At 34.1% G+C, this 13,625-nt stretch carries 10 protein-coding genes; 7 read left to right on the top strand and 3 right to left on the bottom strand.

Translation table 11 applies throughout. The features are described from left to right. Positions 1-56 precede the first annotated feature (56 nt). Positions 57-2,828 (bottom strand): 2-oxoglutarate dehydrogenase E1 component, encoded by a 2,772-nt coding sequence (locus tag ACJ6WR_RS11540; RefSeq protein ID WP_409417870.1) that lies wholly within the window; start codon positions 2,826-2,828, stop codon positions 57-59. A 115-nt stretch (positions 2,829-2,943) separates the two neighbouring features. Between ACJ6WR_RS11540 and ACJ6WR_RS11535 the strand changes: the two genes are divergently transcribed. Beyond that, positions 2,944-3,495, top strand: coding sequence for a hypothetical protein (locus ACJ6WR_RS11535; protein ID WP_039113694.1), 552 nt, complete (start codon positions 2,944-2,946; stop codon positions 3,493-3,495). Between the two features lie 557 nt (positions 3,496-4,052). Next, positions 4,053-4,853, top strand: a complete 801-nt coding sequence (locus ACJ6WR_RS11530) for a T9SS type A sorting domain-containing protein (protein ID WP_409417869.1) — start codon at positions 4,053-4,055, stop codon at positions 4,851-4,853. A 100-nt stretch (positions 4,854-4,953) separates the two neighbouring features. On the opposite strand, the gene ACJ6WR_RS11525 is transcribed toward ACJ6WR_RS11530, so the two are convergent. Both ACJ6WR_RS11525 and ACJ6WR_RS11520 read right to left on the bottom strand, forming a co-directional pair. Further along, the gene (locus ACJ6WR_RS11525) at positions 4,954-5,307 is read right to left on the bottom strand and encodes a hypothetical protein (protein WP_039113850.1); all 354 of its coding nucleotides are present in this window, start codon (positions 5,305-5,307) and stop codon (positions 4,954-4,956) included. Positions 5,308-5,465: 158 nt separating this feature from the next. After that, positions 5,466-6,440 carry a polyprenyl synthetase family protein gene (locus ACJ6WR_RS11520; protein WP_409417868.1) on the bottom strand — a complete coding sequence of 325 codons (975 nt, stop codon included), beginning with the start codon at positions 6,438-6,440 and terminating at the stop codon, positions 5,466-5,468. A 212-nt stretch (positions 6,441-6,652) separates the two neighbouring features. Here ACJ6WR_RS11520 and ACJ6WR_RS11515 point away from each other — a divergent pair, with 212 nt between their 5' ends. From ACJ6WR_RS11515 to ACJ6WR_RS11495, 5 genes are all read left to right on the top strand, one after another. Next, positions 6,653-7,174 carry a YceI family protein gene (locus tag ACJ6WR_RS11515; protein WP_039117030.1) on the top strand — a complete coding sequence of 174 codons (522 nt, stop codon included), beginning with the start codon at positions 6,653-6,655 and terminating at the stop codon, positions 7,172-7,174. A 51-nt stretch (positions 7,175-7,225) separates the two neighbouring features. Next, the gene (locus ACJ6WR_RS11510) at positions 7,226-7,825 is read left to right on the top strand and encodes a TetR/AcrR family transcriptional regulator (RefSeq protein ID WP_409417867.1); all 600 of its coding nucleotides are present in this window, start codon (positions 7,226-7,228) and stop codon (positions 7,823-7,825) included. Positions 7,826-7,849: 24 nt separating this feature from the next. Further along, positions 7,850-9,220 carry a TolC family protein gene (locus ACJ6WR_RS11505; protein ID WP_039113687.1) on the top strand — a complete coding sequence of 457 codons (1,371 nt, stop codon included), beginning with the start codon at positions 7,850-7,852 and terminating at the stop codon, positions 9,218-9,220. A 6-nt stretch (positions 9,221-9,226) separates the two neighbouring features. Beyond that, positions 9,227-10,294, top strand: coding sequence for an efflux RND transporter periplasmic adaptor subunit (locus ACJ6WR_RS11500; RefSeq protein ID WP_039113686.1), 1,068 nt, complete (start codon positions 9,227-9,229; stop codon positions 10,292-10,294). 93 nt (positions 10,295-10,387) lie between these two features. Then, positions 10,388-13,558 (top strand): efflux RND transporter permease subunit, encoded by a 3,171-nt coding sequence (locus ACJ6WR_RS11495; RefSeq protein WP_039113684.1) that lies wholly within the window; start codon positions 10,388-10,390, stop codon positions 13,556-13,558. The last annotated feature ends 67 nt before the right edge of the window (positions 13,559-13,625 follow it).

The raw sequence follows: 13,625 nt of genomic DNA, 5'->3' as shown, positions 1-13,625 counted from the left end.
TTTCTTTTTTCTTTAAAAAGGAAAAGATACAGCGTACAGCAGGAAATAGCTCCTTATTATCTGAATAGATTTTTATCGAAAACCATTCTGATTGCATCTGCATGACGACGTTTTGCACGTGTGTAACTTCCTGATGCTGGTGCAGCGTATGCTTTTAATGATGCTAATCTCCATTTTACAAGATCAAAGTTCATTAACATAAAGCTATAAGCTCCCATGTTTTTAGGCTCTTCTTGTGCCCAAACATAATCATCGGCGTTAGGATATTGTGCAATAATCGCTTTTATTTGCTCTACCGGGAACGGGAACAATTGCTCGATTCTTACTACTGCAACATCATTGCGTCCGTTATTTTCTCTTTCGGCAACTATATCATAGTAAAATTTACCTGTAACAAAAACTAATGTTTTTACTTCTTTTTTGTTTACTGTAGTATCATCCATTGTTTCTTGGAAACTTCCGCTTGCTAGATCTTCAACAGTCGATACACATCTTGGGTCACGCAATAAACTTTTTGGAGAGAAAACTACCAAAGGTTTACGGAATGTTGTTTTCATTTGTCTTCTCAATAAGTGGAAGAAGTTAGCTGGCGTTGTACAATCGGCAACATACATGTTTTGTCTTGCACAAAGTTGTAGGTAACGCTCCATTCTTGCTGAAGAGTGCTCTGCTCCTTGTCCTTCGTATCCGTGTGGTAATAATAAAACGATACCATTTTGGTTGTTCCATTTATCTTCTCCACATGAGATATACTGGTCAATCATGATTTGTGCTCCATTTGAGAAATCTCCAAATTGTGCTTCCCAAATAGTCAATGCATTAGGATTAGCCAAAGCATATCCGTAATCAAATCCTAAAACTCCGTATTCTGATAATAGGGAATTGAAAACTCCGAATTTTCCTTTTTTGTTTTCGATAGCATTCAATAGAATTACTTCTTCTTCTGAATCTTCTACTTTTACTACTGCGTGACGGTGTGAGAATGTACCACGCTCTACGTCTTGCCCAGAAATACGAACATCAAATCCTTCTGTCAAAAGTGAACCATAAGCTAATGCTTCTGCTGTTCCCCAATCGATAGTATTGTTGTCGTAACCTGTTTTTCTATCAGTAACAATTTTAGTTATCTTGTTGATGAACTTCTTGTCTGATGGTAGAGTTGAAATTGTTTTTATGATAGAATCTAAACCTGCTTTAGCAAAAGAGGTATCAAATTTATTCAACATCACAACATCTGTAACTTGCTCAAATCCTTTCCATTCATTTTGCATAAATGGTGTAATGATTGTCAAATCTTTTTTACGAGATGCTTCAAGATTCACCTCCATTGTCGATTTGTATTCTTTCTCTAACCCATTTACATAAGTAGCGTCGATAATACCTTCTGACAATAATTTTTGCGCATAAATATCTCTTGGATTTTCATGCTTAGCAATGATTTTATATAAAACCGGTTGTGTAAAACGAGGTTCGTCTCCTTCGTTATGACCGTATTTTCTGTATCCTAATAAATCAATAAATACATCACGACCAAATTCCATTCTGTAATCTAATGCAAATGAAACGGCATGAACTACTGCTTCTGCATCGTCTGCATTTACGTGTAATACTGGCGAAAGTGTAACTTTGGCTACATCTGTACAATAAGTAGATGAACGTGCATCAAGGTAATTTGTTGTAAAACCAACTTGGTTGTTAATTACGATGTGTATTGTTCCTCCGGTTTTGTAACCGTCTAATTGTGCCATTTGTATAATCTCGTACAAGATACCTTGTCCTGCAATTGCAGCATCACCGTGAACGGCGATAGGTAATACTTTTGAGAAATCGTCAGCGTAATATTTATCTTGTTTTGCTCTGGTAATTCCTTCAATAACTGCTCCAACAGTCTCTAAGTGAGAAGGGTTTGGCGCTAGGTTGATATTGATGTTCTTTCCAGTTCTTGTTTTTTTATCGGCAGTAAGTCCTAAGTGGTATTTTACGTCACCATCAAAGTATTCTTGGTCGTAATCTTTACCATCAAATTCTCCGAAGATGTCTTGTGTTGATTTGCCAAAGATATTTGCCAAAACGTTTAGACGTCCACGGTGAGCCATACCCATTACAAATTGCTCTACACCTTTTTCGGCTGCTTTTTCGATCAAAGCATCTAGAGCCGGGATGATTGATTCTCCTCCTTCTAGCGAGAATCTTTTTTGCCCAACATATTTGGTATGCAAGAAGTTCTCGAAAGAAACTGCTTGGTTTAATTTATTTAAGATTACCTTTTTCTCATCTGTAGAGAAATTAGGCTGGTTGTCATTTACTCCAAGTTTGTCCTGAATCCATTTTACAACATTTGGGTTACGAATATACATATACTCTACCCCAATATGCTGACAATAAATTGCCTGAAGACGTTTCACAATATCTTGTAATGAGCAAGGTGGAACACCAATTACTTTGGCAGCATCAAAAACAGTCGAAAGATCTGCTGATGTAAGTCCAAAATTTTCGATGTCTAAAGTTGGTGATGATGTTCTACGATCTCTTACTGGGTTTGTTTTAGTAAACAAATGACCACGAGAACGGTATCCGTCAATCAGTTTTAATACGTTGAATTCTTTTTGTAATTTTTCAGATACCAAACTACAATCGGTGTTGTTAGCTGCGAATTCAACAATTTGCTGAACTGGTGCCTCGTCGTTGTAAGTTGTCATTCCAAAATCGAAACCTTGGAAAAAACTTCTCCAGCTTGGCTCTACGCTATCTGGGTTTTGTGTATATTGGTCGTACAATTGTGCGAAAAACTCTGTATGCGCAGCATTTAAAAATGAAAACCTATCCATAATATTTGTGAATATACTTTTTGTTAAATAGAATGGCAAAAGTACAATAATCGAATTTATTTAAATCTTTTTTTTACGTACTTTTACGTAAAAATTTGTTAAAATCCGCTTAACTATGAAGAAAAATCATTTTTCAATCGTTTTCAAATCATTTTTTATGATTTTGGCCCTAATATTTTCAAGTGGCATGATGGCGCAACAAAAATATTATATTCCTCAAAAGCAAAATGATTTCTGGAGCAATGTACAATTTGGAGGTGGAGTCGGATTAAGTTTTGGATCTGGATATACCGACATTTCGTTATTACCGAGTATGATTTACAATGTTAATCCAATTGTATCAGTTGGTGTAGGTCTACAATTTGGTTATGTAGCTTCTAAAAATGAATATTCTTCTTTTCTTTATGGCGGAAGCCTTATCGGATTAATAAATCCAATTCCCGAAATACAACTTTCGGCAGAACTAGAGCAGATTAATGTAAATACTGATTATAAATATATTGGCGGGCCAAGTTTTAGTGATAACTTCTGGAACACTGCCCTATTTCTTGGTGCTGGTTACCGAACTGGAAACGTGACCATAGGAATACGTTATGATGTATTGCATGACGACAACAAGAGCATTTACGGAGAAGCTTTTATGCCGTTTGTGAGAGTTTACTTTTAGAAGAAGGTGCAAAGGTTTTGAGTTGCAAAGGTTCAAAGGTTTTATCCAAGACTGCAAGGAACTTTCTTTCGAAATTTATAAAGTACCACACGGTTAAAACCGTGGGCTAAATGGGCTAGAATTAAAAACTTCATTTTGTGCAGCTCCTCATGTCTTCGTACTAATATTTAATGAATAAACCCCTTTTTACAAATAAAATCAACTTTCTCACACCCTATTTGGGTTTTATCTCTGTGACCAAACTTTGTTTCTTTGTTACTTTCCCCCTTTTGAACCTTTGTCGCTTTGAACCTCTGTTCCTTTAAACCTTTGAACCTTCTCGTTACCCCTTTTTAAACCTTAATAAATATTACTGCATTGTTTACGCAATGACAGCAAATTCACTTTTTCATGCGTTGCAAAATACCTTTTATTCTTTTTTACTAAATACCCAAAATCGAAAGTAAAAAATGTAAATCTGAAAGGGCAAATTAGGATTAAAATTTATGTTTGTGCATAATGATTGTATAAAAAACGATTATTTACACAAAAATATTTTTAACGCAACATTTCTTATTATGAAAAAAAAATTACTCTTTTTAATGGTTACTGCATTATACTCAGTAACTTATGTTAATGCCCAAAAAGTTTGGGATTTTGCTAATGTCACTCCAATTTGGCCAACTAGCACAGCAGGCTATACGACAAACACGATCAAGGATAATTTAGGAATATATCCAGGAGTCACTATTACAGCAACACCAATAGGCGGAATTATTCCTTCGAATTTGACTTTTACAGATGGATTTAGCGGATTACGTTACTTTAGAATGGGTCAGGCATCGGTTTTTTCTAATAATCGACCAACTGAACGTTATTTATATTTTGCTACTACTGGTGCAGGAACTATAAAAATATGGTTTGCGAGCGGTGGTGGTGGTAGCCGTACTATTAAGGTTACTGATGGTACTACTGAAATAGGCAGCGCAAGTTCAGCCAACTCAACAACTCCTTCAATACTTGAAGCTCAGTACACTCAGACAAGTGGAAATATTTACATTTATACTGGTACAGGCACGGGTGTTAATATCTACAAAATTGAAATTACTTGTACAACTGGTACGACACAATTAATGAGCTCTCTTGGAATAAATGATTTTGAAGCAAACTCATCTACAAATATTTATTCTGACGGAAAAGAAGTTTTTATATCTAATGTAACATCAAGCACAAAAGTTGACATTTATAGTATAACAGGCGCTTTGATTAAATCATTAAAAACAGAAACTAATACTTCTTTTGCGCTAGATTCAGGGATTTATATTGCAAAAGTAAAAACGGCTGAAGGTGAAAAATCAGTTAAAATAGCGATAAAATAAATTCATATCAATATATATAAAAAAAAGCGTAATCATAATTTGATTACGCTCTTTTTTATCTTTTACTATACAAGAAATCAAACTTGTTATAGCTAGAAATCTATTTATAAAAATTTCTAAACCAAACTTTCTGCCATTCTCTTTTTAAGATTAGAAAAGAAACTTGTTCGGCAAGAATTACTAAATCTGATCCATCTAGTTTTTTTATTTCAGCTTCAGAAACATCAATTATATAAAGTAGGTTTAAATACTCGGCAAACTTATACTGAATCATTCGGTATATTTTTTCGTGCAGCTGTATTTTAAGCTCATCGGGAGAAATACTCAGAGGAAAATCAATTCCTTCATTTGCTAAATTGAAGTCTTTATTAATCTGTTCGATTAAATTAAGATACAAAGCTTCTTTCTCCGCTTCCTGAAGTAGTAAATCTGCATTTTGTGGGGCTACAAACATTTGATTTAGGATTGTTGATTTATGATTAGTGGTTTCAGAATTGAAAGATTTAATGATTGAAAAATTCAAAAATCTAAACCAGAATCTGAATTAAAATAAAAAACCTGATTACTAAAAACTAAAACTGGTTACTGTACACTGCAACTGATTACAGAATACTAAACCTTTCTTCCCATTAAGTTTTCGCCAAAAGTGCGTAATGACAATTTCTTTTCGTCACTGATATCCATTTTATCTAATGTCTTAAAAGCTTCGAGTGTGTACATTTCGATTGCATCCTGAGTCTCTTTTGAAGCACCAGAATTGTTAAATATATCCTTTACTATTTCGATTTTATCTGTACTATCTGCAGGTTGTGTAGTAAATAAATCTTTTAGCTGTTTTGCTTTTTCATCATCTGAATGAGCCAATGCTTTTAGATATAAATAGGTTTTCTTGTTTTCGATAATATCTCCTCCTACTTGTTTTCCAAAAGTTTCCGGATCTCCAAATGCATCTAAATAATCATCTTGTAACTGGAAAGCCAAACCTAATTGTAATCCGAAGTCATATATTAAATTAGCATTTTCATCAGACGTTTTTGCTACAATTGCACCCATTTTCATAGCTGCGGCAACCAAAACTGCTGTTTTATACTCAATCATTTTTAGATACTCAGGAATTGTAACGTCGTTTCTTTGTTCAAAATCAACATCCCATTGTTGCCCTTCGCAAACTTCTAAAGCTGTTTTACTAAAAAGCTTCGCTAGTTCTCTAAAAGTATTCGGTTCATATCTTTCAAAGTACTGATATGCCAAAATAAGCATAGCATCTCCAGAAAGGATTCCCGTATTAAGATCCCATTTTTCATGAACAGTTTCTTGCCCTCTTCGTAAAGGAGCATCATCCATGATATCATCATGTACTAATGAAAAATTGTGAAAAATCTCAACTGCCATAGCAGCCGGAAGTGCTTCATTGTAAGAAACATCAAAAACTTCGGCAGTCATTAAAGTCAATACTGGACGCATTCTTTTTCCTCCAAGACTAACAATATATTCAATTGGCTCGTATAGGTTTTTAGGCTCTTTGCTTATGGTTTGTTTCACCAGATAATCGACAAAGAATTCCTGGTATTGATATATGGCATGCATAAAAGTAATTTTCGGCTAATTTACGGCATTAAGCCTGCAATGCAAACTCCATTTCTTAATGAAATGTTAAATAATCAAAAATACTTTGGAAACTATTTTGGTGTTTAGAGTTTCCAATATACATTTGCATCGAAATTTAACAATAATTACAATGATCAATTTCCGCGTAATCCTGTTAGATACTAATTATTAATAAAACAATATTTAACATTATGAGAACACACTGGACAATTGATTCTAGCCAATCTGATGTTTTAATCAAAATGAGACATTCAATTCTGGCTTACTTAGGCGGCTCTATTAATCAGTTTCAAGGTCATGTAGACCTGAAGAATGATGAGATAGAAGATGCAACTATAGAATTTTCTTTGGATGTAAATAATAGGGAAGCTAAACTAGAGCAAATAAATACGTACTTAAAACTTAATGATTTTTTTGATGTAAATAAGTACCCTACAATAAGTTTTAAATCGACTTCTTTTCAGAAAGTAAACAAAAACATCAATTTTCTTAAAGGTGATTTAACAATAAAAGATGTTACAAAAACAGTAGAGCTTGATGTAGAACTAGTGGAAACTGACTATTATGATGGCAACAAAAAAGTTTCTTTTGAACTTACTGGCGACATAAACCGTAAAGATTTTGGATTAGCTTATAATTCATTCAATCAGAGCAGCGGCTTAGCAACTGGGCAGGACATTAAACTTGTAGCCAATTTAGAATTTACCATCTAAGACTTACATCAAAATAGAAGTTTTTAAAAATTACAGATTAGAAGAAACAAAATGAGAGATAAAATTATATCAAAAGCGAGTGACTTATTCTTAAAATTAGGTTTTAAAAGTGTCACTATGGATGATATCGCAGGCGAAATGTGTATTTCTAAAAAAACAATTTATAAATATTTTTGCAATAAGGAGGTATTGATTAAAGAAAGTACTTCGTCTGTTCACCAGAAAGTTCATGAAATCATAGATTCTATTGTTGTTAAAAATCATAATGCCATTCAGGAGAATTTTGAAATACGAGAAATGTTTAAAAACATGTTTCAGTCTTCTATTGATACTTCTCCTATATATCAACTAAAGAAACACTATCCCGAAATCTACACCAACTTGATGAGACATGAGATAGACCAGTGCAGTCAATATTTTAGAGATAATATCACTAAGGGAATAGAACAAAAATTATATCGAGAGGATATTAATGTAGACATTTATGTGAAGTTTTATTACACTTTAATTTTTCATATAAACGAAACTACTAGTTCTGAGAAAGAAGCCCAGCTTGCAGAATTACAAGCTTTAGAATACCACACGAGAGCCATAGCTACTCTCGCAGGAATTATAGAGTTAGAAAAACAATTACAAAGAGTAACCCACTAATCATCAATCCATAATCTATAATCCATGAAAAGAATAATGATTCTCTTCGTCTTGGCTTTTGCAATAACCGCAAATGCGCAAGACAAAAACAATAGCAATCTGGCTAAGCAAGGCGGACAGACCTTGACCTTAAAAGATGCTATTTCTTATGCGCTACAAAATAAAGCCGATGCAAAAAAAGCTAAATTACAGGTAGAAAATAGTGAATACAAAATACAGGAAGTAAGATCTAGAGCATTGCCTCAAATTTCGGCAAACGGAAATTTAACTTACAATCCTGTAATACAAACTACAGTTATTGATGGTGCCGGTTTTGGGCAGCCAGGGACTTCTATTCAAGCAGCTTTTGGTCAAAAATGGACTTCGACTGCCGGAATTTCTTTAACTCAGAACATATTTGATCAAGCTGTATTTACAGGATTAAGAGCTGCAAAAAGCACTCGCGAATTTTATCAAATCAATGAGCAACTAACGGAAGAGGATGTAATCGAAAAGGTTGCAAATAATTACTACGAAGTATATGTACAACGTTTAAACTTAACCGTTTTAGATAGTAATTATGTAAATACAGAGAAGGTAAAAAACATTATTCAAGGACAATTTGACAATGGTTTAGCTAAAAAAATTGACCTTAATAGAGTTCTTGTTAAGCTATCAAACATTAGTACACAACGCCAACAAGTTATTAATAGAGTAGCATTACAGGAAAATGCATTAAAATTTTACATGGGAATGCCTGTAGAAACTCAAATTGTAATTCCTAATACTGAATTTGAAATCACTCTTCAACCATTATCTGAAGCTCCAAATGTTGAGAATTTAAGTCAATATTTACTTTTGAAAAAACAAGAGCAATTATTGGTTTTCCAAAAGAAAGCGGTTCAAGCTGAGTTTTACCCAACTCTTTCTTTAAGTGCTGGATACAATTATATCGGTCAGGGTCCAGAAGTGCCTTGGTTTAATAAACCATCTTCTGGTGTGTACTGGTCAGATTTCTCGGCTATTGGTTTAAACTTAAGAGTACCAATCTTTACAGGTTTTGGTACACGTGCCAAAGTTCGCCAGGCTGATGTAGCTATTCGCTCTTTACAAGAAGACATAAAAGACACAAAACTTTCGCTTGATATTGCTTACAGCAATGCAACGATCCAAATGGAAAACAGTCTTGTAACGATTAAAAACCAAAAGGAAAACAGAGAGCTTGCTCAACAAGTATTGCAAAATACCAAAAACAATTATCTACAAGGTTTGGCTTCACTAAACGATTTATTAGATGTTGAAAATGCGTATATCGAAGCAGAAAATAATTACTCTTCGGCAATACTAGGATATAAAATAGCAGAAATTCAAGTAATCAAATCAAAAGGCCAACTAAAATCACTTATAAATAACTAAAAACAAATGAAAAAAATAATAATAACAATAGTAGTCATAATTGGTGCATTAGCATTAATTGGTTTCATATTAACGAAGAACGAGACTGAGAATAAAGCCAAAACAGATATTGTTGCAGAAAAAAATGCTGCGGTTTCAGTTAAAGTTTCTTCTGTAAAAACACAAGAGGTTTCATTAGATTTCGTTGCAAACGGAAACTTTCAACCGATTCAGGAATTGACTTTCTCTGCAGAAAAATCAGGAAAAGTAATTAGTGTTTTAGCTAAAGAAGGTGATTATGTAAAAGTTGGTCAAACACTATTAACAGTAAGAGGTGATGTTATTAATGTAAATGCTCAGGCTGCACAAGCTGCATACCAAAATGCAAAATCTGATTACATTAGATATGAAAATGCTTTTAAAACTGATGGTGTTACTAAACAACAATTAGATCAGGCAAGATTAGCATTGACTAACGCTGAAGCTAACCTAAAACAAGCAAACATTAATGTTGGAGATACTAAAGTAAAAGCGCCAATAAGCGGATTTATTAATAAAAAATATATCGAGCCAGGATCAATCTTAGCTGGAATGCCTGCAACTGCCTTGTTTGATATTGTAAATGTTTCTAAACTAAAACTAGTTGTAACTGTAAATGAAAACCAAGTTGCAAGCTTAAAACTAGGAAACACAATTAACGTAACTGCTAGTGTTTATCCTGATAAAACTTTCACTGGAAAAATTACTTTTATTGCTGCAAAAGCTGACGAATCTTTAAACTTCCCTGTGGAGATTGAAATCACAAATAACCCAAATAACGACCTAAAAGCTGGTATGTACGGAACTGCACATTTTGCGTCAAGCCAACAAAAACAAAACTTGATGGTTGTACCTAGAAATGCTTTCGTAGGAAGTGTAAGTAGTAATGAAATATTTGTGGTTCAAAACGGAATTGCAAAACTAAAAAAAGTAACTGCTGGAAGAATTTTAGGAGATCAAGTAGAAATCATTAATGGATTGTCTGACGGAGAAACTGTAATTACTACAGGTCAAATTAACTTACAAGACGGTAATACTGTAGAAATTATTAAATAATTGTAGGCTATAAGCCGTAAGCAATAGGCTTTAAGCGCAATTTTTAAAAGCGTAAAGCCTACAGCTTACAGCCTAAGGCATAAAAAAAAATATATGAAATTAGCCGAAATATCCATAAAACGTCCGTCGTTAGTAATTGTATTGTTTACAATTCTAACCCTTGGTGGATTGTTCAGCTACAGCCAGTTAGGTTATGAGCTGATCCCTAAATTTGAACAAAACGTTATTACTATATCTACCGTTTATCCAGGAGCTTCTCCTAGTGAGGTAGAAAATACGGTGACAAAGAAAATTGAAGATGCGATTGCATCCTTAGAGAATGTTAAGAAAATTGACTCTAAGTCGTATGAAAGTTTATCTATCGTTTCAATTACATTAACGTCAAACGCAAAAGTCGATTTCTCTTTGAATGATGCACAGCGTAAAATTAACGCTATCATTAGTGATTTGCCCGATGATGTTAAAACACCAGCTTTAACCAAATTCTCGCTGAGTGATTTACCTATTATGACGCTTGGTGCCAACGGAAAAATGGACGAAGCAGCATTTTATGACTTAATTGATAAAAAAGTTGCTCCTATATTATCTCGTGTACAAGGTGTGGCTCAGGTAAATATTATTGGTGGTTCTGAACGTGAAATCCAGGTAAATCTTGATGCATTAAAAATGCAGGGGTACGGACTTTCTATTCCTCAGGTACAACAAAACATCCTGACTTCAAACCTAGATTTCCCTACAGGAAACATTCAAACTCGTGATCAAAAAATATTAATTCGTTTAGCGGGTAAATATAAAAGTGTTGATGAGTTAAGAAACTTAGTAGTATCTTCTCAAAACGGAATTCAAGTACGATTAAGTGATATTGCCGATGTTCAGGATACTCAAAAAATAGCTGAGAAAATATCACGTGTAGACCAAAAAAGTGCGATTATTTTACAAATCGTAAAACAATCAGATGCAAATGCGGTTGCAGTAAGTGAGCAATTATTAAAAACAATTACTGTTCTTGAAAACGACTATAAAGCAAATCAGTTAAAACTAGAAGTAGCAAAAGACAGTACTGTCTTTACATTAGAAGCAGCAGATTCTGTAGTTCACGATTTATTGATTGCAGTAGTTCTTGTTGCATTTGTAATGTTGTTCTTCTTGCATAGTATTAGAAACTCATTGATTGTAATGGTTTCGATTCCTGCATCGTTAATTGCTACGTTTATTGGTATTTACTTTATGGGATACACATTAAACTTAATGAGTTTATTAGGATTATCTCTTGTTGTAGGTATTCTTGTGGATGATGCCATTGTGGTATTAGAAAATATTTACCGACACATGGAAATGGGTAAAAGCCGAATCCGTGCTTCGTATGATGGAACTGCAGAAATTGGTGGAACCGTAACATCAATCACATTAGTAATCGTGGTGGTGTTCTTGCCTATCGCAATGAGTTCTGGATTGGTATCTAATATCATTACTCAATTTTGTGTAACTGTAATTATTTCGACATTATTCTCACTTTTAGCATCTTTCACGATTATTCCATGGTTATCATCTCGTTATGGAAAATTAGAACACATTGAAGGAAAGAACCTATTTGGAAGAATCATTCTTGGTTTCGAAAGTTACCTAACACGTTTTACGGATTGGGTTTCTCATTTGTTAACTTGGTGTTTAGATAACTATGGTAAGACTGTTATTCTTGTATTGATATTGTTCTTTGGGTCAATATTTGGTTTAAAACCTTTTATTGGTGGTGAGTTTTTCGCAGCATCAGATAGTGGTGAGTTCTTAGTTCAAATCGAAATGCCAAAAGATGCTTCGCTAGAACAAACTAACTTTATGACTCAAAGAGCTGAAGCTTTCTTAAAAAATGAAGAATATGTTCATAGCCAGATTACAACTGTAGGACAAACCAGTGAAGGTTTTGGAGCATCACAAGCTACTGCTTATAAAGCGGAGATTGATGTAAAAATGATTGAACAAAAAGACCGTAAAGATGATGCATCTGTTTATGCTGCAAAAATCAAACGTAAATTAGAGAAAGTATTAGTTGGAGCAAAAGTTAAAACTGTTCCGGTTGGTATTTTGGGAACTGCTGAAGATGCTACATTAGGATTAATCGTAACTGGACCATCTACAGAAAGTGCTATGGCATTTGCTAAATTAGCTGAAGCAGAATTACGTACTATTCCTGGAACAACTGAGATTAAATTAACGGTTGAAGACGGAAACCCTGAGGTTAATGTTAAGGTAGATCGTGATAAAATGGCTGCATTAGGATTAACACTTCAAACTGTTGGTTTAACCATGCAAACTGCTTTTAGCGGAAACACAGATGGTAAATACAGAGCTGGAGAATACGAGTACGATATCAATATTAGATACAACGCATTCGACAGAAAAAGTATTACTGACGTAAGTAACCTGATTTTCATTAACTCAGCTGGACAACAAATAAAATTGTCTCAATTTGCAGATATTACAGAAGGTTCCGGACCTAGCCAGTTAGAGCGTAGAGACAAATCGGCTTCGGTAACGGTAAAAGGACAAAACGTTGGGGTTCCTTCAGGAACAATTGTTGGAATATGGCAGGAAAAATTAGATAAGCTTAAAAAACCAACTGGAGTAAATTATATTTGGGGTGGTGACATGGAGAATCAATCAGAAGGATTTGGTACTTTAGGAATTGCTTTATTAGCCGCTATTATCTTAGTTTACCTTGTAATGGTGAGTTTGTATGACAGTTTCGTTCACCCATTTGTAGTATTATTTGCTATTCCACTTTCGTTTATTGGAGCTTTATTAGCATTAGCATTAACAAATAACTCTTTAAACATCTTTACGATTCTGGGTATTATCATGTTAATTGGTCTGGTGTGTAAGAACGCGATCATGCTTGTCGATTATACCAACCAGCGAAGAGCTGCCGGAGAATCTATCAGAGCGGCATTAATTCAGGCAAATCACGCACGTTTACGTCCTATCTTAATGACCACAATTGCGATGGTATTTGGTATGTTCCCAATTGCATTGGCATCTGGAGCTGGAGCAGAATGGAAAAACGGTTTGGCTTGGGTAATTATCGGAGGATTAATTTCGTCTTTATTCCTGACCTTGATTGTAGTTCCTGTAATCTACCAAATAATGGAAGGTATCGTTAGAAGATTATCTAAAGGAGAAAAAATCGATTACGAAACTGAAATGTTTGCAGATTATACGCCAACAGAAGTTAGTGAAGACGGTTTTAACCCAAAACACACACATTAAGACATATAACAATATTATATTTTAAAAAACCTGTTCATTCATTTGAACAGGTTTTTTTATATCTTTT

Origin of the sequence: Flavobacterium sp. PS2 (genome assembly GCF_046250155.1) — a bacterium.
In the GTDB taxonomy this organism is placed as follows: domain Bacteria; phylum Bacteroidota; class Bacteroidia; order Flavobacteriales; family Flavobacteriaceae; genus Flavobacterium.
This window is presented reverse-complemented; position numbering and strand designations above follow the sequence as displayed.